21 protein-coding genes are annotated in these 24,191 nt (G+C 67.9%); 11 read left to right on the top strand and 10 right to left on the bottom strand.

Going from position 1 to position 24,191, the window contains the following annotated elements; all coding sequences use genetic code 11:
• The first annotated feature begins 38 nt into the window (after nucleotides 1–38).
• The 5 genes from D0C15_RS26075 to D0C15_RS26055 all read left to right on the top strand — a co-directional run bounded on the left by D0C15_RS26075 (nucleotide 39) and on the right by D0C15_RS26055 (nucleotide 4,720).
• A complete protein-coding gene (locus D0C15_RS26075; RefSeq protein ID WP_116050527.1) occupies nucleotides 39–968 on the top strand; it encodes an MBL fold metallo-hydrolase in 930 nt (309 codons plus the stop codon).
• Nucleotides 965–1,858, top strand: a complete 894-nt coding sequence (locus D0C15_RS26070; protein ID WP_116050525.1) for an aminoglycoside phosphotransferase family protein — start codon at nucleotides 965–967, stop codon at nucleotides 1,856–1,858. Before D0C15_RS26075 ends, D0C15_RS26070 begins: the two co-directional genes overlap by 4 nt.
• A 73-nt stretch (nucleotides 1,859–1,931) precedes the next feature.
• Entirely contained in the window at nucleotides 1,932–2,738 is an 807-nt protein-coding gene (locus D0C15_RS26065) for a DUF3097 domain-containing protein (protein ID WP_116050523.1), read from the top strand.
• An 89-nt stretch (nucleotides 2,739–2,827) separates the two neighbouring features.
• Nucleotides 2,828–3,259, top strand: coding sequence for an NfeD family protein (locus D0C15_RS26060; protein WP_116050521.1), 432 nt, complete (start codon nucleotides 2,828–2,830; stop codon nucleotides 3,257–3,259).
• Between the two features lie 153 nt (nucleotides 3,260–3,412).
• Nucleotides 3,413–4,720, top strand: coding sequence for an SPFH domain-containing protein (locus tag D0C15_RS26055; RefSeq protein ID WP_245976249.1), 1,308 nt, complete (start codon nucleotides 3,413–3,415; stop codon nucleotides 4,718–4,720).
• 84 nt (nucleotides 4,721–4,804) lie between these two features.
• Here the strand turns inward: D0C15_RS26055 and D0C15_RS26050 are convergent, their stop codons facing one another.
• The 4 genes from D0C15_RS26050 to D0C15_RS26030 all read right to left on the bottom strand — a co-directional run bounded on the left by D0C15_RS26050 (nucleotide 4,805) and on the right by D0C15_RS26030 (nucleotide 13,227).
• Nucleotides 4,805–5,572, bottom strand: coding sequence for an SGNH/GDSL hydrolase family protein (locus D0C15_RS26050; RefSeq protein WP_116050517.1), 768 nt, complete (start codon nucleotides 5,570–5,572; stop codon nucleotides 4,805–4,807).
• A 34-nt stretch (nucleotides 5,573–5,606) separates the two neighbouring features.
• Nucleotides 5,607–6,122: a CGNR zinc finger domain-containing protein gene (locus tag D0C15_RS26045; RefSeq protein WP_116050515.1), complete on the bottom strand. Its 516-nt coding sequence runs from the start codon at nucleotides 6,120–6,122 to the stop codon at nucleotides 5,607–5,609.
• A gap of 301 nt (nucleotides 6,123–6,423) precedes the next feature.
• Complete coding sequence (locus D0C15_RS26035; RefSeq protein WP_116050513.1) at nucleotides 6,424–11,925, bottom strand: ATP-binding protein; 5,502 nt, start codon at nucleotides 11,923–11,925, stop codon at nucleotides 6,424–6,426.
• A gap of 345 nt (nucleotides 11,926–12,270) precedes the next feature.
• Complete coding sequence (locus tag D0C15_RS26030) at nucleotides 12,271–13,227, bottom strand: helix-turn-helix transcriptional regulator (protein ID WP_116050511.1); 957 nt, start codon at nucleotides 13,225–13,227, stop codon at nucleotides 12,271–12,273.
• An 87-nt stretch (nucleotides 13,228–13,314) separates the two neighbouring features.
• On the opposite strand from D0C15_RS26030, the gene D0C15_RS26025 reads away from it, so the two are divergent.
• Both D0C15_RS26025 and D0C15_RS26020 read left to right on the top strand, forming a co-directional pair.
• The gene (locus tag D0C15_RS26025; RefSeq protein WP_116050509.1) at nucleotides 13,315–13,746 is read left to right on the top strand and encodes a VOC family protein; all 432 of its coding nucleotides are present in this window, start codon (nucleotides 13,315–13,317) and stop codon (nucleotides 13,744–13,746) included.
• Nucleotides 13,743–14,333: a YdeI/OmpD-associated family protein gene (locus D0C15_RS26020; protein ID WP_245976244.1), complete on the top strand. Its 591-nt coding sequence runs from the start codon at nucleotides 13,743–13,745 to the stop codon at nucleotides 14,331–14,333. Before D0C15_RS26025 ends, D0C15_RS26020 begins: the two co-directional genes overlap by 4 nt.
• A 22-nt stretch (nucleotides 14,334–14,355) precedes the next feature.
• Here D0C15_RS26020 and D0C15_RS26015 read toward each other — a convergent pair whose 3' ends face one another.
• The 3 genes from D0C15_RS26015 to D0C15_RS26010 all read right to left on the bottom strand — a co-directional run bounded on the left by D0C15_RS26015 (nucleotide 14,356) and on the right by D0C15_RS26010 (nucleotide 16,261).
• Entirely contained in the window at nucleotides 14,356–14,784 is a 429-nt protein-coding gene (locus D0C15_RS26015) for an SAM-dependent methyltransferase (protein ID WP_116050507.1), read from the bottom strand.
• Nucleotides 14,785–14,838: 54 nt separating this feature from the next.
• Nucleotides 14,839–15,045 (bottom strand): hypothetical protein, encoded by a 207-nt coding sequence (locus D0C15_RS34295; protein ID WP_162830263.1) that lies wholly within the window; start codon nucleotides 15,043–15,045, stop codon nucleotides 14,839–14,841.
• Between the two features lie 94 nt (nucleotides 15,046–15,139).
• The gene (locus D0C15_RS26010) at nucleotides 15,140–16,261 is read right to left on the bottom strand and encodes a hypothetical protein (RefSeq protein WP_116050505.1); all 1,122 of its coding nucleotides are present in this window, start codon (nucleotides 16,259–16,261) and stop codon (nucleotides 15,140–15,142) included.
• A gap of 211 nt (nucleotides 16,262–16,472) precedes the next feature.
• On the opposite strand from D0C15_RS26010, the gene D0C15_RS26005 reads away from it, so the two are divergent.
• Nucleotides 16,473–17,612: a tyrosine-type recombinase/integrase gene (locus tag D0C15_RS26005; RefSeq protein WP_116050503.1), complete on the top strand. Its 1,140-nt coding sequence runs from the start codon at nucleotides 16,473–16,475 to the stop codon at nucleotides 17,610–17,612.
• A gap of 293 nt (nucleotides 17,613–17,905) precedes the next feature.
• Nucleotides 17,906–18,385: a hypothetical protein gene (locus D0C15_RS25995; RefSeq protein ID WP_116050499.1), complete on the top strand. Its 480-nt coding sequence runs from the start codon at nucleotides 17,906–17,908 to the stop codon at nucleotides 18,383–18,385.
• A gap of 255 nt (nucleotides 18,386–18,640) precedes the next feature.
• Here D0C15_RS25995 and D0C15_RS25985 read toward each other — a convergent pair whose 3' ends face one another.
• Nucleotides 18,641–19,585 (bottom strand): NADP-dependent oxidoreductase, encoded by a 945-nt coding sequence (locus D0C15_RS25985; protein ID WP_116050498.1) that lies wholly within the window; start codon nucleotides 19,583–19,585, stop codon nucleotides 18,641–18,643.
• A gap of 304 nt (nucleotides 19,586–19,889) precedes the next feature.
• Between D0C15_RS25985 and rox the strand changes: the two genes are divergently transcribed.
• Nucleotides 19,890–21,326: a rifampin monooxygenase gene (gene rox / locus D0C15_RS25980; protein ID WP_116050496.1), complete on the top strand. Its 1,437-nt coding sequence runs from the start codon at nucleotides 19,890–19,892 to the stop codon at nucleotides 21,324–21,326.
• Between the two features lie 47 nt (nucleotides 21,327–21,373).
• On the opposite strand, the gene D0C15_RS25975 is transcribed toward rox, so the two are convergent.
• Entirely contained in the window at nucleotides 21,374–22,237 is an 864-nt protein-coding gene (locus tag D0C15_RS25975) for an acyl-CoA desaturase (protein WP_211323326.1), read from the bottom strand.
• 354 nt (nucleotides 22,238–22,591) lie between these two features.
• Here D0C15_RS25975 and D0C15_RS25970 point away from each other — a divergent pair, with 354 nt between their 5' ends.
• Nucleotides 22,592–22,792: a cold-shock protein gene (locus D0C15_RS25970; protein ID WP_116050494.1), complete on the top strand. Its 201-nt coding sequence runs from the start codon at nucleotides 22,592–22,594 to the stop codon at nucleotides 22,790–22,792.
• A 99-nt stretch (nucleotides 22,793–22,891) separates the two neighbouring features.
• Here D0C15_RS25970 and D0C15_RS25965 read toward each other — a convergent pair whose 3' ends face one another.
• Nucleotides 22,892–24,166 (bottom strand): RNA polymerase sigma factor, encoded by a 1,275-nt coding sequence (locus D0C15_RS25965; RefSeq protein ID WP_116050491.1) that lies wholly within the window; start codon nucleotides 24,164–24,166, stop codon nucleotides 22,892–22,894.
• Between the last annotated feature and the right edge of the window lie 25 nt (nucleotides 24,167–24,191).

Here is a 24,191-nt window from a genome sequence, read left to right as displayed (position 1 = left end):
CGCGAGCCGGAATCCGCGGGTGGTGGCAGGCTGAACACATGACGCGCGTCTCCTACCGTGATCGGCTGACCTCGCCGTTGCCCCGGCCGCTGGACCTGCTCCGAATCCTGCGTGAAGGCGGTTTTCGTGGTCCCACGGACAACGCCGACCGAATCCCGGTCCTGCGCGCGGGTCTGCCCGCACTCGAGCCCGGCACATCGAGCTGGACCTGGGTCGGACATTCGACATATCTGGTGCGAACAGGCGGAATCTCGATCCTGACCGATCCGGTGTGGTCGGCGAAGATCCCAGGCGTGCCACCGCGCCTCACACCTCCTGGACTGGCCTGGGCGGACCTGCCCGAGATCGACGTCGTGGTGATCAGCCACGACCACTACGACCACCTCGACGCACCGACGATCCGCAGACTGCCCCGGAACACACCGATCCTGGTCGGCGCGGGGCTTGGTCGCTGGTTCCGCAAGCGCGGCTTCACCGAGGTCATCGAGCTCGACTGGTGGGAGTCCGCCGACGTCGGTGGCGTCCGGTTCGACTTCACTCCGGCACATCACTGGAGCAGGCGCAGCGCGTTCGACACCTGCCGGTCACTGTGGGGTGGCTGGGTGATCTCACCCGAGCAGGGGCCGCGCTCCTATCACTGCGGCGACTCGGGGTACGGCCGTTGGTTCGGCGAGATCGGCGGACGCTACCCCGATATCGAGGTCGCGATGATGCCGATCGGCGCGTACGAGCCGCGCTGGTTCATGCGAGCGGTGCACATGGACCCAGCCGAGGCCGTAACCGCACTCGCGGATCTCGGTGCGCGCAGGCTCGCGGCCATGCATTGGGGCACGTTCGTGCTGACCAGGGAACCGGTGGAACAACCGCTCGAACTGATTCGCAAGGAGTGGGCGGCAGCCGGCCTGGACGCGGCGGACCTGTGGGCAATGGCCGTGGGGGAGACCCGAACCGTGCGAGATCGCACGTGACGGCCCTCGATCCCGCCCTGGTACTCGACGAAGGTTCCCGTGCTCGGCTGGTGGACCGGTTCGGCGCGGGCGTCGGCCCGTGGTGCGACGCCCTGCCGGACCTGGTCGCCGACCTGTCGGTCCACTGGGGACTGCGCCTGCGCTCCTCGGTCGCGGGCGGTACCGGTCGCACCTTCCTCGGTGAGGACACATCCGGAGCGTTCGTGGTGCTGAAGGTGACTCCGGAACGGGAGATCGCCGAAACGGAGGCGGCCGCGTTGCGCGTGTGGACGGGCTGCAGCCGGGTGGTGAACCTGCTGGATACCGCCCCTGCCGAAGGGGCGCTCCTGCTGGAGGGGCTCTGCCCGGCGACGCCACTCGCCGAACGCCGGGCGGACTTTCCCGTCCCGGAGATCGCGGAGCTTCTCGGCCAGCTCGCCACCACCCCGGTTCCTGCCAGTGGGTTCATCACTCTGCGCGAGCGACTCGGCTTCATCTTCGATCTGTTCAGCCGTCGCGCCGAGGGCGCCGGGCTGAGTCCTGCCGCGGTGGCGCGGTCGCGCACGCTGGCGATGGAACTCGCCGCCGACGGTCCGGTGCGGCTGCTGCACGGCGACCTGCATCCGGACAACGTGCTCGACGCCGGGCCGGTGAGGGGAGCCGTGGCGATCGATCCGCGGCCCTGCCTTGGCGATCCTGCCGTCGACGCGGCCGACTGGGCAGTGCTGCCACTGCTGCACGGCGGCAGCCTCGACGCCGGGGTTTCCAGGTTGGCCTCGGCCATCCCGGAACTGGACGTCGAACGCCTCACCGCGTGGTGCCGTTCGTTCGCGGTCCTGCTGGCGATCGCGCAGCGGCGTCGTAACGCCCGGGCCAGCCAGGTCGAGCGGATCCTGGAGCTGGTGCCGTAGTTCCCTAGTGCCCTAGCGCCGTCGCGGCGTGGCGCAGTGCGGGGCAGGCGCCGGCACATTAACGTCGGAGAACGTGCGTTCCCACTCCTATGACGACGTGCTGTCCGGGCCTCGAAAGCGCAAGGTGGCCGAGGTACCCGCGGAACCCGGGCTGGTCCTCGAAGACCCAGGCAGCGGGTTCTGCGGCGCGCTGATCCGCATCGAGTACGGCAACGCCGTGCTCGAGGACGCGCGGGGCAGGCATCGGGTGTTTCCACTCGGCCCGGCCGCGTTCCTGCTGGAGGGCAAACCGGTCACCCTCGTTCCGGTGCGCCGATCGGCCCCGGCGGTTCCCTCGGTATCGGCTTCCGGTTCGGTCCGTGTCGCGGGCGTGAAGGCAAGGACAGCCCGTGATTCCCGTATCTGGGTGGAGGGCAAGCATGACGCCGAACTCGTCGAGCGGGTATGGGGTCACGATCTCCGGGTGGAGGGCGTCGTCGTGGAACCGCTGGACGGTGTCGACGAACTCGCCGAGCGAATCGCGGACTTCGGTACCGGGCCGGGACGGCGGCTGGGTGTTCTGGTCGACCACCTGGTGCGCGGCAGCAAGGAGTCGCGCATCGTGGATTCAATCCGGGACGGCAACGTCCTCGTCACCGGCCACCCGTACGTGGACATCTGGCAGGCGGTGAAGCCCGCCTCCGTCGGAATCTCCGCATGGCCCTCGGTGCCCAGGGGAGTGGAGTGGAAGGAAGGGATCTGCGGCGCACTCGGCTGGGGCGAACCCTACGAGGGCTGGCAACGGGTTCTGGCCGGAGTCAGCTCTTTCCGGGATCTGGAAACGCCATTGATCGGCGCGGTGGAGAGATTGATTGATTTCGTCACGGTGACAGATGATTGAGGTTCGGGTGACGCCCGATCCAGGTCACGCGTGGATCACGTCCCGTCGCCGACTTAGTGCGAACCGTCACTTTCTGACAACATGTTCGCATGACACCGGCACTGATCTGGCTCATCATCGGGATCGCACTGGTGGTGGCGGAAGTACTGTCCGGCGACCTCGTTCTGCTGATGCTCGGCGTCGGGGCACTCGCCGCGGCCGGCTCCGCAGCCCTGACCGGCAACATCTTCATCGACGTCGGAGTGTTCGCAGTCGCCTCCATCGGTCTGCTCGTGCTTGCCAGACCTGCCTTGAAACGGCGGTTTCTCTCAGGTCCAGGCGTGAAGACCAACACGGACGCACTGGTAGGGGCCCAAGCGATCGTGGTGGCGACGGTGGACGCCCAGAGTGGTCAGGTCAAGCTCGCCGGGGACGTCTGGTCCGCCCGCAGTTTCTCGGACGGTCAGGTGATCCAGCCGGGCGAGTCGGTGACGGTAGTGGAGATTTCCGGAGCCACCGCGGTCGTTTCGGCGGAACTGTGAGTGAGCAGAACCGCCACACCCTGGGTCCACGCACCCGCAACCGGCCATCCGCGGCCGGAATAGTCTGAAGGGGAGAAAGTTTTGGGGACCGCAGCGATAATTGTCGTCGCGATAATCGCGCTCTTCGTGATCGTCACGGTCGCGAAGGCCATCATGGTGGTGCCGCAGGCACAATCCGCCGTCGTCGAACGACTCGGGCGGTTCCGGACGGTCGCATCGCCCGGCCTGAACTTCCTGGTGCCGTTCCTGGACAAGGTGCGGGCCAGAATCGACCTTCGCGAGCAGGTGGTGTCGTTCCCGCCGCAGCCGGTGATCACCCAGGACAACCTGACGGTGTCGATCGACACCGTCGTGTACTTCCAGGTGACCGACTCGCGCGCCGCGGTGTACGAGATCTCGAACTACATCGTCGGTGTGGAGCAGCTGACGACCACGACGCTGCGAAACCTCGTCGGTGGCATGAGCCTGGAAGAAACCCTGACCTCCCGGGACCAGATCAATGGCCAGCTGCGAGGCGTGCTCGACGAAGCCACGGGCCGCTGGGGTATCCGCGTCGCGCGCGTCGAGCTGAAGGCGATCGACCCGCCACCCTCCATTCAGGACTCCATGGAGAAGCAGATGCGCGCCGACCGCGAGAAGCGCGCCATGATTCTCACCGCGGAAGGTCAGCGGGAGTCCGCGATCAAGACCGCGGAAGGCCAGAAGCAGAGCCAGATCCTGGCGGCGGAAGGCTCCAAGCAGGCGGCGATCCTCGCGGCCGAGGCCGAACGGCAGTCCAGGATCCTGCGGGCACAGGGTGAGCGAGCAGCGCGGTACCTGCAGGCGCAGGGGCAGGCCAAGGCGATCGAGAAGGTGTTCGCGGCGATCAAGGCCGGTAAGCCGACGCCGGAGGTGCTGGCCTACCAGTACCTGCAGACGCTGCCGCAGATGGCGCAGGGCGACGCGAACAAGGTGTGGCTGGTGCCCAGCGACTACGGCAAGGCGCTCGAAGGGTTCGCCCGTACGCTCGGCGCGCCGGGCGACGACGGGGTTTTCCGGTACGAGCCGCCGAAGTACGAGGACGTGCAGCAGCCTCCGGTCGAGGACGAAGAGGTGGCGGCCTGGTTCGATACGAGCACCGACCCGAAGGTGGCAGAGGCCGTGCGCGCGGCCGAGGCAGTGGCTCGGCAAGAGGTTCCTGGGCCATTGAGCACGTCGGGTCCGCGTTCGGTGCCGTCGGCGCTGTCGAGCCTGCGCGGTGGAAACCAGGACGAGGAGCAGGAAAGCCAGCCGCCTCCACTGCCGAAGCGTTCGCCCGAGCCTCCCGCGCCGGAGTTTCAGCGGCGCGGCGAGCAGGCACCCACACCACCGCCGGGGCCGACCACGCCTCCGGCGGGTTCGCAGGGCGGTCAGCTGCCGCCCGCCGGGCCGCCCAGCGGACCGTACGGCGGTTCGCAAGGCGGGCCACCGCCGCGGCAGTAGCGCCTGAACGAAAAAGGGGACGGGCGGACCGATCATCCGGTCCGCCCGTCCCCTTTTTTGTGTTCGTGCTCCGGTGGTTCGTGTTCAGCCGATTCGGCCCACCGGCGACAGTTCCGGTCGTTTGGGGGTCACCGCATCCCCTGAGGACTCGCCGCGCAGCCTGCGGCGAACCCATGGTGCCGCGTGCTCGCGTGCCCAACGCAAGGTCTGGGCGCGCTGCTGCCTGCGGTCCACCGGCTCACGGGGGCCGAGGTCGACCGGATCGACGTCGTGGGAGACACCGAGTTCGTCGAGTACGGCGATCGCGATGGCAGTGTGTCCATTGTGGTTCAGATGGATCCGGTCGGCCGCCCACATCCGCCGATCCCGCAGTACCCGCATGGCCCACATGTCCACGAGGTGGGCGCCGTGGCGGGCGGCGATCAGCCGCACGTGTTCGTTGTAGATCGCGGTGCGCCCTCGCATACGCCGGAACAACGGATCTTCCACGCCATCCACCCGGGTGAACAGGACCACGCTCGCACCGGATGCGGCGAGGGCACCCACGGCGTCGTCGTAGGCCTCCGCGAGTGCGTCGAGGTCGATCTTTGGGCGCATCAGGTCGTTCCCGCCGGCGTAGAGAGTGACCAGCGTCGGCCGCAACTCCAGCGCGGGACCGACCTGCTCGGCGAGCACATCGCGCAGCAGCCTGCCGCGCACGGCGAGGTTGGCGTATCCGAGGTCCGGCTCGTGACGGGCGAGGACCTCGGCGGTCCGGTCGGCCCAGCCCCGTACTCCGTTGGGACAGGTGGGATCGTCGTCGCCGACGCCCTCGGTGAACGAGTCCCCCAATGCCACGAAACGAGTTGTCATAACCGCACTCTAGGCCTGGCTCCGCTGTGTTCTGTCACACGCGTTGCCGATCGCGGTGTTGTGCGACGTGCACCCTTGTGGCGCAACGGGTCGAGCAGAACCGGCGCCTGCCGTTGCGGGAGGTGTCCACGTAAACGGTGTCGCAGCCGGGACGTGCGCAGTGCCCGATCCTGTCCGGGTCGTCGCAGATCAGATGCGCGAGTCCGCCCGCGGTGTAAGCCCTGATCCGGCTCAACGAGCCCGCGCTCTCGCTCGCGTAGTGTAGGTGGGGGGCCAGCCCGTCATGACGGGAGATGTAGGGCCTGCACGCGGAGTCGTCGAGGAGCCGGTTCACCAGATTCATCCGGACGACCGGATCGGTCTCCTCGAACACCTGGCGCAGCCGCCGTGCCCAGTCCACTGTCTCCGGGCCTTCGTCCACGGTGAGGTCGGTCAGCGTCATTCCCTCGGCCCGGATGAGCGCGAGCAGTTCGGCAGCGGGAACGGAGCCGGCGTTCACCAGCGCGGCCGCCACTTGCGCGGCCGCGCCACCGTAAGGGTTGAAATGCACCGAACCATTACAACACAGTGGGCGGATGACTCGCGAAAGTGCGGCACGCGGAGAGCGATGCCCGAGATGCGGATGGCCGGTGGACGAGTTGACCTGCGCGGCCGTGTCGGAGCACAGGACGACGGCGGGCGTCGTCAGCTACCGGCGCTGTGTCTGCGGTAGCTGGCTGGTGCGCGTCCGCACGGAGGTCGTGGCATCGACCGCGAGTGCTCGCGGCTCGGGTGAGACGCCGCGAGCCCGCGGTGGTCTCGATACACGACAGGTACCCAAGGCCACCGCAGGCTCGCCCTCCCCGCCCGGGTCAGGGCTTTCGGGCGTGCTCGATGGCTTCGATGATTCGCGGTCGTAGTTCGGCGGCACTGATGATGGCGTCCACCGAGCCGACCTCGACCGCGCGCTGGATGTTGTGCACCCGGTCGAACTCCGCGGCGACCTCGCCGAGCTTCTCCGCCCGGACCGCCGACTGCACCTCGGTGAGCTGGGCGTTGAGCACCGCACGCTCAGCACCGCTGGCCACCGAGACCTGTTCCTGCAGTTCGGTCACCCTCGGATCGGTCGCGGTGCGGTTGTTGACGTCCCCGGAGAACACCACCGCCGCGGCGGGGGCACCGCCGAGCACCGAGGCGAACGAGCCTTCCAGCGCCAGCACGGTCATGTTCGGGTTGAGCGCCTTGGAGAACACCACGAACGCGCCACCGTGGTAACGGGAGATCACGCAGAACACGATGGGGCCGTCGAAGTTGACGATGGCCCTGCCGATCTCGGCGCCGTACTCCAGTTGGAGCTTGCGCATCGACTCCGGCGAACCGTCGAATCCGGACAGGTTCGCCAGTACGACCAGCGGCCGGTTGCCGGACGCCGAGTTGATCGCCCTGGCGGTCTTCTTCGACGAGCGGGGGAACAATGTGCCCGCGGTGTAGGTGTCCGGGCCGTCGGTGGGCGGGAAACCGCGCCGGGGCACCGACCGTGACTCGATGCCGATCAGGCACACCGGCCAGCCGCCGATATGCACGTCCTGCACGGCCGAGGTGTCGGCGTCGGCCATACCCGCCCAGCGCTCCAGCACCGGATGGTCCTGGTCGGACAGTGCTCGCATCACCGTGCGGATGTCGAAGGGTTTCTTCCGGTCCGGATTGTGCTCCGGGGAGAAGATCTCACCGACGCGGGTGAAGTCGCTGCCGACCACGGCATGCGGGAACTCGGAGACGTCACGGTCGACCGGGTCGTTCGTGCGTGCCTTCCGGGGCGCTACCTCGCCGGGTACGACATAGGTGTGGTCGTAGTGCGACATCAGCACGTTGCGGGCGGCCGGCAGATCAGGGGCCCAGTACTGCGCCTGGCCGTTCGGGCCCATCACACGGTCGTAGCCGCCGATGCCGAAGTTGTCCTCGGCCGAAACTCCGCCGGAGAAGTCCAGCGACTGCTTGCCGGTGAGCACCATCGCCGAATCCGGGGTCATCACGAGGATGCCCTTGGTGTGCATGAGCATGGTCGCCTCGGCGTTCCAGTACGGCTGGGCGCCCACGTTGATCCCCGCGACCACGATGTTGATCTCACCGCCGGCCTGGGTGAACGTGACGATCCGCTTCAACGCGGCCGCCACCCAGTCCATGTTCTCGGTGCCTGAGGACATGGAGATCCGCGCGCCCGCCGACAGCGCGAACCACTCCAGCGGGACCCGCATGCGCTCGGCCAGATCGAGCGCGGCGATCACCCGCGAGCACTCGGGCTCCGACAACGCACCCAGTGCCTTCGTCGGGTCGCCGAGCAGCACGACCCGGGTGATGCCTTCGGGGTGCCGCTCGGTGGGCGTCGTGACGACACCGGCGACGATCGCCGCGGAGTTCTTTCCCTTGGGGCGCTCGACCGGCACGAGTGCCGCGGCGGAGTCGAAGTCGTACTCGACGAAGCTGCCGTCCGGCCCGGCGAGCAGGTCGGTCAGTTCGTAGGGGTAGACGTTTCCGCGCCGGGCCGCCCGCAGCACCTTCTGGCGGTAGTCGTTGAGTGGTTCGACCGGCTCCGTCGAAGGCTCGCCGACGTGCAGCCGTGCGCCGTGGCCCGGGTCGAGGGTGATCCGCACGGAGATCTCGTTCAGTTCGTCGTCTCCTGGCCTGCGCTGGCGGGCCAGGAACTGGACCTCCTCCAGCCCCGCGCCCGCCGTCGTCGGCAGGATGCGCTGGACCAGCGTGTTGAGCTCGTCCGGGGTCAGCTCCGTCGAGGGCCAGACGTACATCATGATCCGGTTGGTATCGAACCGCTTGTTCTGCGGACGCTGCGCCTGGATGTTGCGGATCGCGTCCAGGCAGGTGGTGATCGCGTCCTCGACCGCGGGCAGCGCGACCAGCCTGCCGTCGGTCTCGCGCAGCGGGGTGAGGTCACGAACCTGGCCCATCGCGAACAGCCGCTCATCGGCCGGGTTGCTGCGCGCCACGGCCTTGAACAGGTAGATCTCCTCGTCCGCGGACGGCAGCCGGGTGAGGTCGAACTCGCGCAGCCGGTGCAACTGCAGCCGCTGCGCGATCTGCGGGTGCAGACCCCGGATCAGCCGATCCTCGACGAAGCCGGTGCCGTCGCGCCGGAAGGTGAAGTGGTGGTGCATCACCGCACCGCTGGTGCCGGCGACGGTGGTGGTGATCCGGCGGACACCCTCGGGCAGCGGGTGCTCGGCAAGCAGCTTTTCGAGCCGTATCACCATCGCGTCGGCGTCCGGCTGGTCCTCCCAGGTGACGTAGAGGTCGGCGACCAGCCCATGCTCGGTGGGGTCGGCGGCGAAGGTGCCGACGGCGGCCACCGCGTCCGGCAGCGCGGCGATGTCGACGGCGGTGGTGACCACACGCGTCACCCCGCCCGAGCCGGTGTACTCGGCGGTGACGAACTGGCAGCCCGCGGCCTCTCGGCTCGTCACCTCGGACAGCCCGCGGTTGCCGTAGTAGCGGCGGGTCAGCACCTCCAGCAGCGGCGCGTGGTCCCGGCCGGGCCGGCCGATGCGCTGACCGATCAGCCGGACCAGCGGCTCCGAACTGGCCACCATGGCCTGGATCCGATCCGTGCGATCCGGTGCGTCGGGGTTGTGGTCCAGGTACCGGAGGTCCTCGCGTACCGCCGCGTAGACCCTGGCTCGGTTGCGGCGCAGCAACGGCTGGGCGAACCAGCGGAACACCACGCCTCGGGCCAGATCCGACACCGCGGGGAAACGCACCTGAGTGGCCTCGACCAGGTGCTCCAGGGTGAGCCCGGCTCGCTCGCTCAGTGATTCCAGCGGCGGCGCCCCGGCCAGCCACCGGCGCAGCAGCTCCGATACGACGGCGACGTCGGTCGACATCCGTTGTTGGGCCAGGAAGATCCGGAAGACCGCGGCCTCGAGCTCCGGAGTCCGATCCAGATCGGTGATGCCGTAGTGCCCGAGCGCCTGCTTGAGCTTGGCCTGGAATCCCTCGGGGATGCCCGCGCGGTCGACGTCGAGGCTCTGCAGATAACTGTGGAAGTACTCGCGCGGGCTGTGCACCGGACTACCCGGCTCGATCTCCACCTCGCCGCCTGGCTTGTTTCGGCTCAGCTCCGACAGATCGGCGAACACCGTCAACAGGTCCACCTCACCTGGCAGCGGTCGCTCCCCGAGCTCGGCCCGAGCGGACAGATACCCGGACAGCACGCGCTCATGGTCCTGCGGGTCGACGTCGAAGCCCAGCAGCAGGCTACGCAGATCCTGCAGGCCGCGCTCGACGCGCTCGGCCGCGGACCAGTCCACCGGTTCGGCGGGCAGATCGATCTCGACGGTTTCACCCGCGCCCGCGGCCCCCTCGGCGGGGTCTGCGGCGTCGTCCTCGGCGAGAGGTTCGAGGCGCATCAACGGAGCGCCGGTCTCGACCTGGCTGCCGACCGAAACCGGGCATTCACGTACCCGCGCGCGGAACGGGGCGCGCAGCACGGTCTCCATCTTCATGCTTTCCAGCACGAGGATCGGCGCGCCCGATTCGACCTCGTCGTCGACCGCCAACGGGGTGGCCACGACCAGCGCTGGTGCGGGGGAGCGGACGACGCCGCCCTCGTCCCGGCTGATCCGATGGGTGACGCCGTCGACCTCGACCAGATGGATCGGGCCGTGCGTGGCCGAGGTCAGCCGGAAGCGCTGGCCATTGACCACGATCTGACTGCTGTGCCGATCGAACCGGTCGACCTCGACGTCCGCCGGGTGTACGTCCGAGCCGCCGCAGGAGACACCGACACGGAAGCGCCGCTGACCGACGCGTGCGACGTGCACGCGGTAACCGATGCCACGGAGTTTGAGGTCGAGCGGACGGCTGCTCTCGTGCTGCACCTGTGGGCGGCCGCCGTGTGCGGTGGACAGCAGCCGCTGGCGGCTGATCTCCTCCTCGTCCTGATAGGCCTCGATGGCGGCCGCGGCCAGGGCGATCGCGGAGTGTCGATGGGTGACCAGACGGCCCTCGGCGCGAACCCGGTCGATCCAGCCGGTGTCGGCGCTCGCGTCGATCACCTCGGGCTGGTCGAGCAGGTCGAGCACGAAACTCTTGTTCGTCGCACCGCCCTCGATGATCACGGTGGTCTCGGCCATCGCCCGGCGTAGCCGGGCCAGCGCCTCGTCACGGTCACGGCCGTAGGCGATGATCTTCGCGATCATCGAGTCGAAGTCGGCGGGGATGGTGTCGCCCTCGCTGACGCCGGTGTCCACGCGGATGCCGGGACCGGCGGGCAGCGCCAGCCGGGCGATCCGGCCAGGCGAAGGCGCGAAGTCGCGATCCGGGTCCTCGGCGTTGAGCCGGGCCTCGACGGCATGGCCGAGTTCGCCCGGCTGGGGACCTTCCAGCTTCCCGCCGTTCGCCACGTGCAGTTGCAGCTTGACCAGGTCGGTGCCGGTGGTGATCTCGGTGATCGGGTGCTCGACCTGCAGCCTGGTGTTGACCTCGAGGAACGCGAACAGCTTCTCGCCGGGGTGGTAGAGGAACTCGACCGTGCAGGCGCCGCGGTAGCCCACGGCCACCGCGAGCCGCTCGGCTGACGCCTTCAGCTCCGCGGTCTGTTCCGGTTGGAGCACCGGGGAGGACGATTCCTCGATGATCTTCTGGTTGCGGCGCTGCACCGAGCAGTCGCGGACGCCCAGCGCCCACGCGGTGCCCTGACCGTCGGCGATGACCTGGACCTCGACGTGCCGGGCACCGGTGACAAGGCGCTCCAGGAAGACCACGCCCGAACCGAAGGCGCGCAGGGCCTCCTGGCTGGTGCGTTCGTAGGCTTCGGTCAGGTCCTCGTGCGAGGCGACCATCCGGATGCCACGCCCACCGCCGCCGGCGGTCGCCTTGAGCATCAGCGGGTAGCCGATGTCCTCGCCTGCGCGCAGCGCGTCGTCGAGGGTGGCGACCTCGCCACGGCTCCAGGGAGCGACCGGGACGCCGACCTCCTCGGCGATCAGTTTGGCGCCGATCTTGTCGCCGAGCTTGCGCATCGCCTCGGCACTCGGCCCGACGAAGGTGACCCCGATCTTCTCGCACAGCTCGGCGAACGCCGGGTCCTCGGCGACGAAACCCCAGCCGACCCATGCCGCGTCGGCCCCGGTGTCCACCAGTGCGCGCTCCAGTACGGCGAGGTCGAGGTACGGGCGGGCCGAGGCGGGACCCAGCGAGTAGGTGACGTCCGCTTCACGGACGAAGGTCGCGTTGCGGTCCGCGTCGGTGTACAGGGCGACCGTCTCGACCTCCGTCCCGGTTTCCGCCGAGAGATCCCGGACAGCGTGGATGAGCCGCATCGCGGCCTCTCCACGGTTGACGATGGCGACACGACTGAACACCGGTTGAGCCTCCCAAGTACCACGCACAGAAGGCGACGTCCGGGTCCCGGAGCGTCGCCTGCACCTGCCTACACCCTGGTCGATTACCGCTGGGTACACCAATGTCTCGAATCGCGCATGCCGGAGCCGCTCCGTTGTGGGAACCCCACAAAAAGCGACGCGGGCCACACTGTCAGGCTGCTGTTTCACGCAAGGTCTGCCACAAACTGCCGTCGGTGAATTCCTGTTGAACGGAGGATGAGGCCGGCCATGATCATTGGCGGGTTCCCGTCCGCGATCGTTCGTAGGAAATCCGCGCGATCGGATGTCAGCCGTTCGATCAGCGGGTGAAGATCCCCAACGGTCTCATCCGTGTTCTCCTGCTCCGTACCGCTCGGTGAGTTCGGCGCCGATTCTGGCGAGCTGGGCGCGTACGGGCTCCGAGTCGATCACTTCCACCTGATTGCCCCACCCAGCCAGGTGCTCGGCGATCGACAGTGGCGTCGGCGCGGCCAGCCGAACCCGGACCCGCCCGTCGTCCTGGGTCTGCCCGACCTCGCAATGGCGGCCGAACTGCCCACGCAACACCCAGACGAACCTGGAGTGAATGAGCACGGTCGCCGATTCGAGCGAGCGCTTCTGCTCGACCTCGTGGACGACACCCCGCCAGGCATGGGCCAGTTCGAAGTCGTCCGGCCGGTCGGCTTCGAACTCGGTAAGGGCGACCTCGACGATCCGGTCCACCCGGAACGTGCGTTGTCCTTTCCCGGTACCTGCGAGCAAATACCAGATGTCGTCCTTGTCGACCAGCCCCCACGGATCCACCAGCCGCTTCGACTGCTCCCGCGTCCGGCTCGAGTAGGTCAGCCACACCTTTCGTCTGCGCACCACGGCGTTCTGCAGCAGGTCGACCAGTTCCGGTCTCTCGCGATCGGAGTCACCCCAGCGCGCCGAGTCGATCACCACGGCCGCCGCGGCGGCCTCGGCGTCGGCCCGGAAGGTCCGCGGCAGGGCCCGGACCAGCTTGCGCAGGGCGGATCTCACCTCCGGCGCGACAGCGGCCGACGGCCCAGCCAGCAGGAACAACGCCTGGGCCTCGGGAGCGGTAAGGCCGGTGAGGTCGGTGCGGGCCCCGCCCACCAGCGACCAGCCTCCGCCGCGTCCCGGCTGCGGGTACACCGGCACGCCGGCGGCGGACAGTGCCTCCAGGTCGCGGCGTGCCGTCGCCACCGACACCTCGAGTTCCCCTGCCAGCTCGGCGGCGGTCACCCGGCCACGTGTCTGCATCAGCAACAGGGTCGCCACGAGGCGGTCGGCGCGCATGGGTCCAGTTTCGCAAACAAAGTGCTCATTTGATGAGCGCTTTCGCGTGCACGATCGGTCCTGCAACTTCGGGAAAGGACAACGCGGATGTTCAGAGGACTAGCCACCATCTCCTTCTATGCCGACGACCTCGCCGCCGCGAAGCGGTGGTACACCCAGGTTCTTGGTGTCGAGGCGTACTACGCCTATCCCAAGGAGGGACCGCCCGCCTACATCGAGTTCCGTGTCGGCGACTACGAGCACGAGCTGGGGATCATCGACGCCCGCTACGCCCCTCCCCGTCGCGGTGACGAGCCGGCGGGGTCCGTCGTGTACTGGCACGTCGACGACCTGCGGGGCACCCTTGCGCGCCTGCTGTCCCTGGGCGCCGAGGAACACTTGCCGATTACCCACCATGGCGATGGGTCGGGCTTCTCCACCGCTTCGGTGGTCGATCCGTTCGGAAACATCCTCGGAATCATGAACAATCCGCACTACCTGTCGATCCTGGCGGGCGGTCCGGTCGGGGAGACCGCGTGAACACGCGCGACGACCTGGAGATCGTCGCCTTCGCCGACGTCGCACAGTGGGAGTCCTGGCTGACCGAGCAGCACGACCGGAAACCGGGCGGCGTATGGATGAAGATCGCCAAGAAGGGATCGGACATGAAGACAGTCACGCTGCCGGAAGCTCTCGACGTCGCCCTGTGCTATGGCTGGATCGACAGCCTGTGCAGGAGATGCGACGACACGCACTATCTGCAGAAGTACTCGCCGCGGCGGCCGCGTAGTTCCTGGTCTCAGGTCAATGTGGACAAGGTCGAGGCACTCATCGCCGCCGGGCGTATGCGCGAGCCAGGTTTCGCGGCGATCCGCGCGGCCAAGGCCGACGGTCGGTGGGATGCGGCGTACGAGCCACAGCGTAAGGCCACCGTTCCGGATGACCTCGCGTCGGCGCTGAAGCGCAACGGGCGAGCCCGGGCCCGCTTCGAAGAGCTCGGCAGGACCGGCCGGTACGCGCTGTTGCTCCGGTTGATGAAAGCCAGGACGCCACGAGCGCGAGCCGCCCAGCTTCAGCGGATCATCGTGTCCCTGGAACAACCTGGAAATGGGCAGGACGGCGGTTGAACCGGGTCGGGCCGGATGCGCGCTACGGCAACGAGATTTCGCGTAGTGGGCGGCCACCATCGACGAAGAACTTGCCACCTGGCGCCAGCACCGCGGCGATGCGCTCCCGCGCTCGACGGCCCGCCTGCGGATGACGGCCGTCCAGGGCGCCTACCCGGACGGCGAACACGATGTCGAAGGGTGCTTCACCTGGCAGAAGGGTGAAGTCCTCCGCGGCGGCCTGGCGAACACTCATGCGACCCGCGGCGATCTCGCTGGTAGCACCCGCTCGCGCCTGGGTAACCGCCTTCGCGGACCGGTCGATGGCGAGTATGTGGCCCGTGACGAGGCGGGCAGCCACCGCCCGTGCCGCCGCGCCCGGACCACAGCCGATTTCCAGGACGCGGGAGTGCGGACGTAGCGGAAGTGCGTCCACGATTTCGGCGAGACGTGCGGAGAGGTCAGCCGGCACGCGGTCATCCTAAGGACTTCAGGGTTTCGTGGGAACCCGAGAACCGTCGATCCTTCAGCGTCCACGGCCCAGTAGTACTGCGCCGAACCGGCGGCGCCGTCCTTTGCCACCACAGCGTCCGCACGGACGCCAATAACGTCCGGTCGGTGAGGCCAGCTTGCCGCCCGTGCACGCACCGCATTTCGTGTAAGGCCACAGCGTCGACGCCGCCAAATACACGCCGACCAGACCAAGAAGCAACAGCACCACGTTGGTGTTCATCCGAACGATAATGCTCCGAGCCTCCGACAAAACGGACCGTTGAAGGGGCGCTGCAACCAAAACGTTGGTGGTCGGTACCCCCGGATGGCCGATGTCATGGCCGATCATGGGCGTCGTCTCGCTGACCCACCAAGGACCGGAGCCGGTCGGGTAGCGACTCGGTGGGATGCTCGAGGAGTTCCGTCAGTGCTGAGCGCCAACCCGCCACAGTGGTGGCGGCAGCGGTTGATCGTTCCTGTGCCGCGCCCAGGCTGCCGCTGAGTTCGGCGATCCGTTCGTGCAGTGCCGCGAGCTCGCCGGCGTGCGCGCGCGACGCTTCGTTCCGCTCGGTGTCCCGTCGGCTGTGGACCTGGTCCAGCTCCGCGCGCAGTCTGGCATGCGCCTGCCGTTCCTCGGCGAGTTGCGTACGTGTGTGGTCCCGGTCGGCTTCCAGACGGTGCACCAGGTCCCGGTGGTGGTCCTGCTGCGTACGCAGGTCCGATTGATGCTGCTCCCGTAGTTCCCGCAGGGTGTCCTCTTGCCGTTGCCGGTCGCTGGTGAGTTGCTCGTCGAGCAGGTGCAGCCTGGTCAGTAACCGGGAGTGCTCGGTACGCAGGTCAGCCAGCTCGCGGGCCACGAGTGCCGCCCGCTCCTCGGCGGAATTCTTGGCTTCCGCCGCACTCTGCCGTGCCCCCTCCGCCTTGGCCCTGGCGATGTCGGCCTCCTGGGCGGCCTCGCTGGCTTGGGCCGCGTCCCGTTCGGCCCGTGCCCGGCGTTCCCGGTCTTCCGCCGCCGCGCGTTCGGCGCTACTCGCGCGGGCGCGGTCCTGTTCCGCGGCTTCCTGTGCCTCCTGCTGGGCCAGTTTTGCCGCCGCGGCCGCCTCCCTGGCTACGGCGGTTTCCGCTACCGCGGACGAATCGAGTGTGCCGAAGCGCTCCTGCAAGGAGGTGATCGCGGCGAGCAGGGGAGCGGCGTACTCGGCGAAGGTGGCCTCGGCCTCCTGCCGCAGCACCCGGAGTTCGTCCAGTACTGGTCCCGCCGTCGTCTCCGCGAGTTGACGACGCTGCCTGGACGCCTGGTCGGCGTGGGCTTTCGAGCAGTACTTCTTTCCTCCCTTCCGGTTCGACGGGATCGGCGTGTCACACCCCTCCAGCAGGCAGATCGGTGTTTCCTGCGCCGCATTCTCGTCGGCATCCGCCGCTGCCCGCTGGTCGTCATCCAGGGCTTCCTCAGTCATACGGATCAACTTAGCAGTCGCGTACGCGATATGCGAGTTAAGTACTCGCGTCGCGTATCGCGAATAACTGACCGGGAGAAGTAAGGGTGATAATGACTGTTATCACTCGTTCTTCCGGTAGGCTGGCCGACGGAAGTCGAGGTGAGCGGGCACGCGAGTAGCAGCCGGTTCACCTCGCGAGGACGGCCATCGAAAACTGGGAGATCGTCACGTGACGTTTTTCGCCGAGGGTGCGGACACCGGGCGGGAACTGGAGCCGATCGGCTCCAGCGGCGCTCGGGGAGCGGACGTCGACGCACGTGCCGCGGCGGAACTGCTGCGGTTGGACATCAGCTCAGCGGTGCAGTTGCTGCCCGCACTGCCGCCGCCGGATCGAAGCGATCGCTACCACCCGCGGGCCCTTACCGTGCTCTGGCTCGTCGATGCCGCGGCCAACACCCGCCGTGGCTACTTTCGGGACCTGGCCGACTGGCTGGCGCACTGCGAACGAAACGACCTCGATCCACTGCACGCGCGCCGTCCCGACATCGACGCGTGGAAGGCGGCGATGACAGTCACTCGCCGCACGCGCGATTCCGCGACCGGCACTGTCAGGGAGTCGGTGAACCCTGCGGCACCCGCGACCGTGTGCCGGCGGCTGGCAGCCGTGTCGAGCTGGTACGAGTATCTGATCGGCGGCGACCTCGCGCTGCGCAATCCGGTACGGGGAACGTCGCGTCCGAAGCCGCCGGACTTCTCCCCGCTGCCCGCACTGGCCACCGAGCAGGTGGAGCGCTTCCTCGCATTCCTGGACGAGCGGGCCGCGACCCTCGAGACGGAAGTGGCCCTGCGCGAGGCGGCACAGTTCAGGCTCATGTTCACCACCGGCCTGCGGGTCGCGGCAGCGACCTCCGCGCGGTTCGACGAGCTGACCGAGGAAGCGGGTCGGGCAGCGTTGCGCTACACCAAAAAAGGCGGCCAGAGCGACCTTGTTCCCCTGCCGGAGACGGTGTTGCGGGCTTGCGAGCGGTACTGGAAGGCGCGCGCGATACGAGAAGGGGTGGCCCGGGCTGAGCTGTCGGGACCACTGTTCGTTTCGCTACGCGGCAGTGCGCTCAAGCAGCGGGACCTGGACCGGCGAATCCGGGCGTTGTCGGTTGCGGCCGGACTGCCGGAGCTGACCGCGCACTCCACCCGGCGTTCGGCGGCGGAAGTGGCGCTGGCAAACGGTGCGACCATCGAGCAGATCCAGGACCTGCTCGGCCTGGCCGACATCCGGATCGCCCGGCGCTACGCCGCCAACAGCTACAAGATCACCGGCAGCCCGGCCTACACGATCGCCGACGCACTCGGTGGCGGTGGACAGAGTTGAGCAGACGCCGGCGGTCGAACTTCTCCTGACCACACTCGCCAGGACGATCGTCCGGGCGTTCGACAGTGTTGTGGACGAGCTTGGGCAAGTGGGCTACGAGTCCCGGTGGGGCAGGCCCTTCCCCGCTCGTGAGCTCGCCGCGCTTCGTGCAGCGTGGCGAACCGCCCGGTCGCTACCGGCTGTTGTGACAGATCACGCGACCTGAGCCCCAGGACTGACATTCGGCCAATGGGTGGTCCCGTATGCCGTCATCGAACTTATGCTGGACGGAACGAGGACTCGGGGGAGGCGAAATGACACTGGTATCGAACTTTACTTTCACAATCGACCTCAGGCGCTTTCGCGAACGTGGCGTGATTCCGCGTGACACTCCCGACCCCTATTTTCACCTGCCGCGTCTTGACTATGTCAGCACAAGCCCTCTGGAAGATCCGCTCGAGCCACTGCTCAGGATCTCTTGCACCCCTGACGAACTCGACCGGTGGCGGAAGACCGAGAACGTCGTCCTCGCCGCACTGCGGCAAGCGGAGGCGGAACTGCTGGGAGAACTCGATGGCGGAGCCAAGCCGGGGCCTGAACTGCTCCGCGATTGTCGTGCCAAGTTGACTGCCATAGCCAGCCAGTACGAGCATTTCTGGAAAGAGATCTCGGACAGGATGGACGAGACTCTGCTCCAAGAACCGAAGTGGCCTGTGGTTCGTCCGGACACTCCAGAGCGTCGAGCGCAGCGGGAATACAATCAGAAATACGGCGGAGGCTACAGTTCCGGCTGAATACCGTACTTCGTACCGTTTCGGTTTTTCGTAGATTATCCCGAGCCGGATCAGTTGCTAGACTGGCCGCATGACCGTGACCACCTCGGACACCACGCCGGACCTGTCGTTCCTCCTGGACCACACCAGCCATGTCCTGCGCACGCAGATGGCGGCAGCCCTCGGGAACAGCGGGTGCTGATCCGGCTGCCCGCGGCTCGGCTGTACGGGACAGCCCTCGACGTCCCGGGGGGACTGAGCGGCTCCCTGACGGCCTCAGTCCCCCGGGAGGAAAACGACCTTGCCGCGCAGGCTGCCCGCATCGCTCTGCCGGTGTACCGAGGCGACCTCCGACAGTGGTAGCCGCGCGGCGACATCGACCCGCAGCACGCCGGTGTCCACCTGCCTCACAAGCTCGGCCAGCGCGGCGACGTCACAGCGCGTGGACATTCCGACGACTCGCACCCGGGAGCCAACGGACTCCGGCACGGGTGGCACGGCTGTGACGAACACTCCACCCGGCCGGATCAGGCGGAGCAGAGCCTGCGCGTCCGCGTTGCTCGATTCCCGCACGGGGACAAGGTTGAGCAGGACGTCGACCGGTTCGACGAGAACATCGTGCACGGAGTTCTTCGTGTAGTCGATGAGCTCATCAACACCGTCGGCGCCGATCGTGTGGATGCTGTGAGGTCCTGCGGTCGCGACCACGGTCGCGCCCGCGTGCTTCGCGAGCTGGACGGCAAGCCTGCCAACCGCACCTCCAGCACCGTTGATCAGTATCCGCCTGCCGGTTGCGACATCGGCATGCTGGAACAGCGCCTGCCATGCGGTGAGACCTGCCAACGGCAATGCGGCAGCGTCGGCAAGGGGGAGAGCGGCCGGTGCGGCGGTGAGCACGTCCACCGGAACCGACACGAACTCGGCTGCCGCTCCGCCGCCGGTGATCGGCAGGAACCCGATCACCGGCGCACCAGGCGCCATGCTCGTGACCCGTGGACCGAGTTCGGCAACCGTGCCCGCGACGTCGAGCCCCGGGGTGTGCGGCAGGGACACAGGAAACACCTGCCGGAGTTGGCCTGAGCGGATGCCCGCGTCGACCGGGTTGAACGAGGTCGCCGTGACCCGCAGCAGGACCTGCCCAACTCCGGGAGTGGGTCGATCGATGTTCTCGACGCGCAGGACCCCGGCGTCTCCGTACTCGTGGTAGCGCACAGCCTTCATGCGAGTGTCCTTCAGGGTCGGGTTCCCCAGGATCTTCCCAGTGGTGGCAATCGGATTGTTCAGGGCGCCGAGTTGCTTCCAGGCGCAAACTCGAGACGTCGAGCTTGAGTCGCTTGTAGACACGGGCACCAGCCCATGACAAAGGCAGGGAGCCTCGTGTACTCCCTGCCACTCTCAACATATAGCGCACCGGGGGTCTTGCGGCAAGCCCCGGGTCGTGCCACAGAATCTCCGGCTGAAGCCAGAACCTGCGGAAATCCGGGTCCCGCGAGTTCTTCTGTCAACGAGTGAATTGGGGGGTTTCATGATTGACGTGATCGTTGCCGGTGGTGGACCGACCGGCATGATGCTGGCCAGCGAGTTGCGCCTGCACGGCGTACACGTGGTCGTGCTGGAGAAGGCAAAGGAGCCGACCGCGGTCGTGCGCGCGCTCGGCCTGCACGCCCGCAGCATCGAGCTGATGGACCAGCGCGGGCTGCTGGACCGGTTCCTCGCACTCGGCCAGCAGTACCCGCCCGGTGGATTCTTCGCCGCGATCAGCAAGCCCGCGCCGGAACGGCTGGACACCGCCCACCCGTACGTCCTCGGCATCCCGCAGCCCACCACCGACCGCCTGCTGACCGAGCACGCCACCGATCTCGGCGTCGAGATCCGGCGCGGCTGCGAACTGGTCGCGCTGTGCCAGGACGACAACGGGGTGACCGTCGAACTGGCGGGCGACGATGGAGGAGAAACGCGGTTGCGGTCGCGCTACCTCGTCGGTTGCGACGGCGGCCGCAGCACAGTGCGCAAACTGCTCGGCGTCGGTTTCCCCGGTGAGCCGACGAGGGTCGAGACACTGCTCGGCGAGATGGAGGTGACCGAGGACCCGGAGACTGTCACGGCCGTGGTCGCCGACGTCCGCAAAACCGAGAAGCGGTTCGGTGTCGGGCCTCTAGGGGACGGGGCGCACCGCGTCGTCGTGCCCGCCGAGGGGGTGGCAGAGGACCGCTCGGTCCAGCCGACCCTGGAGGAGTTCAAACAGCAGTTGCGGAAGATCGCGGGTACCGACTTCGGCGTGCACTCACCGCGCTGGCTCTCCCGCTTCGGCGATGCCACCCGGCTTGCCGAACGCTATCGGAGCGGGCGGGTGCTGCTGGCGGGCGACGCGGCACACATCCACCCGCCGACCGGCGGGCAGGGGCTCAACCTCGGCATTCAGGACGCGTTCAACCTCGGCTGGAAACTGGCCGCGGAGGTGAACGGCTGGGCACCGGACGGGCTGCTGGACACCTATCACAGCGAACGGCATCCGGTGGCCGCCGCCGTTCTGGACAACACCCGCGCGCAGATGCAGCTGATGTCCACCGAGCCGGGCCCCCAGGCGGTGCGCCGACTGCTGTCGGAGCTGATGGACTTCGAGGAAGTGAACCGGCACCTGACCGAGAAGATCACCGCGATCGCAATCCGCTACGACTTCGGCGAGGGACATGAACTGCTCGGCAGGCGCATGCGTGACCTCGGACTGAAGCGTGGCCGCCTCTACGGGTTGATGCACGCCGGGCGTGGGCTACTACTCGACCAGACCGGCAGGCTTTCGGTGACCGGCTGGGCGGATCGGGTGGACCACGTCGTCGACATCAGCGAGGAACTGGACGTGCCCGCGGCGTTGCTGCGGCCGGACGGCCACGTGGCATGGGTTGGGGAAGACCAGCAGGAGCTGCTCAGCCTGCTGCCGAGGTGGTTCGGTTCTGCCACGTAGACCACGGCGAGCTCCGCCGAGCCGGAACTGTGGGCCCGGGCAGGACGTCAGGCCCTGCGCAGCTTCGCCAGCCGCTGCGGCGTCGGCCACCGCACCTTCCAGGCCCAGCCGAGCCGCTCGAACAGCCGGATGACCGCCGCTGAGATGTCGAACTGCCAGCGTTCGACCCCGTGCCGGGCGCAGGTGGGGTCGGCGTGGTGGGAGTTATGCCAGGACTCGCCGAACGACGCGATCGCCAAGGGCCAGAAGTTCGCGGAGCGGTCGCGGCTGCGGAACGGCCGTTCGCCCAGCATGTGGCAAACGGAGTTCACCGCCCAGGTGACATGGTGCAGCAACGCCACCCGCACGAGGCTCGCCCAGAAGAAGCCGGTCAGCGCACCCACCCACGACCAGGTGAGTAATCCGCCGAGCAGGGCGGGCAGCAGCAGTGTCGCCGCACTGAGCACAGGGAACAGGCGATCCACCCGGACGATGTCGCGGTCGGCGAGCAGGTCGGGCGCGAACCGTTCGACGTTGGTCATGTCCCGGTGGAACAACCAGCCCATATGCGCGTGCCAGAACCCCTTCGCCAGTGCGCCGGCGGTAGTGCCGAACCGCCACGGCGAATGCGGGTCACCTTCCTTGTCCGCGTAAGCGTGGTGCCTGCGGTGATCGGCGACCCAGCTGATCACGGACCCCTGCATCGACATGCTGCCTGCCACCGCCAGGGCGATCCGCAGCGGCCGTACCGCGCGGAACGATCCGTGTGTGAAGTGCCGGTGGAACCCCACGGTCACCCCGAGCCCGCTGAGCGCGTAGAAGAAGGTCACCAGTCCGATATCCGTCCAGCCGATTCCCCAGCCCCAGGCTGCGGGCACGGCCAGCGCCACCGCGAGCAACGGCACGATGACGAACGTGCCGACCAGCACCATCTCCTTGCGTGGCCTTTTGCCCGCGACGATGGGTTGGCGAGATCGTGGGATCGCTGGTGCGTCCGAGGTGGTGGTCACGTTCTCCACTCCTCTGGTCTGTCCGATACCTGCTCGCCCATCTGGATACCCGGGCCAGGCTCGGCGAAACGATTTCGAGCGGTCGGGAATGAATCGGCGACCCGGTGGGTTGTACAGGGTGGTCGTAGTTTTTGTGTGTTCGTGTTACCTGCACGCTCGCGAAGAACGATGTTGCGGGCGCGCCGCTTTACTTCAGTCAGCTGGAGAAGCCGCGTCGAGAACCGGCCAGGGGCAGCGCACGGTGCGCGCCTCTCATCCAGCCCTGTAAGGAGCAATATGACTCAGGGAACAGTTAAGTGGTTCAACGCGGAGAAGGGCTTCGGCTTCATCTCCCGCACGGATGGACCGGACGTCTTCGTGCACTACTCGGAGATCGAGGGCAACGGATTCCGTAGCCTCGACGAGGACCAGCAGGTGGAGTTCGAGCTGGCGCAGGGCCCCAAGGGCCCGCAGGCGACCGCCGTCCGCGCACTCTGATCCACAGCAGGCAGCGCCTGCGGTAGGACAATTTGGCGAGGGCCGGTACCCAACAGGGTGCCGGCCCTCGCCGCATGTCCGCTCCACGAACCCGGCTTGTCACACCCGGCTGCTGGTACACGCCTCGGCACGATCGAGCAGGATCGCACGCTCCCGCTCGTTCCTGGTGAGAGCTGCCGCGCGCTCGAACTCCACCCGGGCCTCATCGAGGCGACCGAGTTTCGTGAGGAAGTCGCCACGCACACTGGGCAGCAGGTGGTAGTCGCGCAACGAGGGCTCATCGGCGAGCGTGTCGACGTGTTCGAGACCTGCCTGCGCACCGAACGCCATCATCAGTGCCACAGCTCGGTTGAGTTCCACGATCGGCGAAGGTGTGGCAGCCGCCAGTTCCTCGTAGAGACCGGCGATTCGCTCCCAGTCGGTATCTCCTGCCGTCCGAGCGCGGCCGTGACACGCCGCGATCGCCGCCTGCAGGGTGTAGGAGCCACGAGGAGCACCGAGCGCTTCCGCCCGCTCCAGCGCGGCGAGCCCGCGGCGGATCAGCAGCTGGTCCCACCGGCCCCGATCCTGTTCGAGCAGGAGCACCGGCTCGCCCGACGGTCCCGTACGCGCCCTCGTCCTGGACGCCTGGATCTCCATCAGGGCCACCAAACCGTGGACCTCGGCCTCCTTCGGGACGAGTTCGGCGAGTACCCGGCCCAGCCGCAGCGCCTCGGCGCACAGTTCGGGCCGCATCCAGTCCTCGCCGGCCGTGGCGGAGTATCCCTCGTTGAACACGAGGTAGATGACCTCGAGCACCGACGACAACCGGGCCGCGAGTTCGGGCCCCTGCGGGACCTCGAACGGAACCTTCGCCTTCGCCAGCGTCCGCTTCGCACGCACGATCCGCTGCGCGATCGTCGGCTCGGGGACCAGGAACGCGCGGGCGATCTCCGTCGTGGTCAGCCCGCCGAGCAGGCGCAGGGTGAGAGCGACCCTCGCCTCCGTGGACAGGACCGGATGACAAGCCGTGAACACCAGACTGAGCAGATCGTCACCGATCTGGTGCTCCACCACATTCGCCTCGGGCGCCGGAACCGACCCGCCAGCACCGGCCTCCAGGTCACGGCCGATCTCCTCGACCTTGCGCTCGAGCCGCTGTTGCCTGCGCACCAGATCGATGGCGCGGTGTTTCGCGGTGGCCATCAGCCAGGCGCCCGGATTGTTCGGCACACCCGACTCCGGCCACTGCTCCAGCGCGGCGACCAGGGCGTCCTGCGCGAGTTCCTCGGCAAGACCGACATCACGCACGATGCGCATCAGTCCCGCGATGACCCTCGGCGACTCCATACGCCACACCGCGTCGATCGCGCTATGCGCTTCGGACACCGTCACAAGCACCTACTCCACGATCAGCCAG

This window comes from Amycolatopsis palatopharyngis, from assembly GCF_003385185.1.
Classification (GTDB): Bacteria; Actinomycetota; Actinomycetes; order Mycobacteriales; family Pseudonocardiaceae; genus Amycolatopsis; species Amycolatopsis palatopharyngis.
The sequence above is the reverse complement of the archived record's forward strand: the minus strand, read 5'-3'. Positions and strand labels throughout refer to the sequence as shown.

Bases quoted from the DNA above. Each gene is read 5' to 3' on its own strand.
- D0C15_RS25985 (WP_116050498.1), bottom strand. From the start codon at position 19,585: ATGAAGGCTGTGCGCTACCACGAGTACGGAGACGCCGGGGTCCTGCGC.
- D0C15_RS25995 (WP_116050499.1), top strand. From the start codon at position 17,906: ATGACACTGGTATCGAACTTTACTTTCACAATCGACCTCAGGCGCTTT.
- D0C15_RS26060 (WP_116050521.1), top strand. From the start codon at position 2,828: ATGACACCGGCACTGATCTGGCTCATCATCGGGATCGCACTGGTGGTG.
- D0C15_RS26055 (WP_245976249.1), top strand. From the start codon at position 3,413: ATGGTGGTGCCGCAGGCACAATCCGCCGTCGTCGAACGACTCGGGCGG.
- D0C15_RS26030 (WP_116050511.1), bottom strand. From the start codon at position 13,227: ATGCGCGCCGACCGCCTCGTGGCGACCCTGTTGCTGATGCAGACACGT.
- D0C15_RS34295 (WP_162830263.1), bottom strand. From the start codon at position 15,045: ATGAACACCAACGTGGTGCTGTTGCTTCTTGGTCTGGTCGGCGTGTAT.
- D0C15_RS25970 (WP_116050494.1), top strand. From the start codon at position 22,592: ATGACTCAGGGAACAGTTAAGTGGTTCAACGCGGAGAAGGGCTTCGGC.
- D0C15_RS26025 (WP_116050509.1), top strand. From the start codon at position 13,315: ATGTTCAGAGGACTAGCCACCATCTCCTTCTATGCCGACGACCTCGCC.
- D0C15_RS26010 (WP_116050505.1), bottom strand. From the start codon at position 16,261: ATGACTGAGGAAGCCCTGGATGACGACCAGCGGGCAGCGGCGGATGCC.
- D0C15_RS26075 (WP_116050527.1), top strand. From the start codon at position 39: ATGACGCGCGTCTCCTACCGTGATCGGCTGACCTCGCCGTTGCCCCGG.
- D0C15_RS26050 (WP_116050517.1), bottom strand. From the start codon at position 5,572: ATGACAACTCGTTTCGTGGCATTGGGGGACTCGTTCACCGAGGGCGTC.
- rox (WP_116050496.1), top strand. From the start codon at position 19,890: ATGATTGACGTGATCGTTGCCGGTGGTGGACCGACCGGCATGATGCTG.
- D0C15_RS25975 (WP_211323326.1), bottom strand. From the start codon at position 22,237: ATGGTGCTGGTCGGCACGTTCGTCATCGTGCCGTTGCTCGCGGTGGCG.